This is a genomic window from Stenotrophomonas sp. S41 (genome assembly GCF_016624625.1).
Taxonomy (GTDB): Bacteria; Pseudomonadota; Gammaproteobacteria; order Xanthomonadales; family Xanthomonadaceae; genus Stenotrophomonas.
In genome coordinates, this window is sequence record NZ_JACVTV010000213.1 from 1 (window position 1) to 835 (window position 835).

Sequence of the window (835 nt, forward strand, 5' to 3'; positions counted from 1 at the left end):
CCTCCCCCGCCACCGCCATCCGGAGATGCACATGAAGCCTGCCCGCAGCTGCCTCGCCCTCGCCGCCGCCCTCTGTCTCGCCCCCTTCGCCGCCAGTGCCCAGGATGAGGCCGCATCGCCGTACAGCTGGAACGTGACCGGCGTGTCCGACTACGTGTTCCGTGGCGTCTCCCAGACCGACGAAGATCCCACCCTGCAGGCCGGCTTCACCTATACCAGCCCGGTTGGCCTGTACGCCGGTGTGTGGGGGTCGGGTGTCGATTTCGGGCCGGGCGACCCGAGCGTCGAGCTGGACTACCTGATCGGCTACGGCATCGACGTCAGCGACAAGGTCAACTTCGACGTGCTGCTCAACCGCTACACCTACCCCGGTGCCAGCGAACTGAACTACAACGAGCTGATCACCACCACCACGTTTGCCGAGCAGTACAAGCTCACCGTGGCCTACACCAACGACCTGTCCGGTTCGGATACCAAGAGCTGGTATTACGCCGTCGGCGGCGAGTGGGGCCTGCCGCAGGACTTCACGCTGAGCGCCAACGTCGGCCGCACCACGCTTGAAACGGCTTACGGCAAGGATTACACCGATTTCAATGTCGGCGTGTCCCGTCAGTTCGGCATGTTCAACCTGGGCGTGGCCTACCACGGCACCGATGGCGCAGGCCGCGACAACAACGGCAAGCTGGCCGACAACCGCGTCGTGCTGACCGTCGCGATCGGCAACTGATCCGACGCTGTTGTTGACCACGAAAAAGGCGCCCGATGGGCGCCTTTTTCTTTGCCGTGACCCGTCCTGAATTGGGTTGACACCTTTTCCCTCTGGAAAAGGAATGTT

Annotated in this window: 1 protein-coding gene; it reads left to right on the forward strand. The window is 63.4% G+C overall.

The annotated features are described in order from the left end of the window. The first annotated feature begins 31 nt into the window (after positions 1 to 31). On the forward strand, positions 32 to 727 hold the full coding sequence (locus IAE56_RS20930) for a TorF family putative porin (RefSeq protein WP_108767871.1): 696 nt from the start codon (positions 32 to 34) through the stop codon (positions 725 to 727). The last annotated feature ends 108 nt before the right edge of the window (positions 728 to 835 follow it).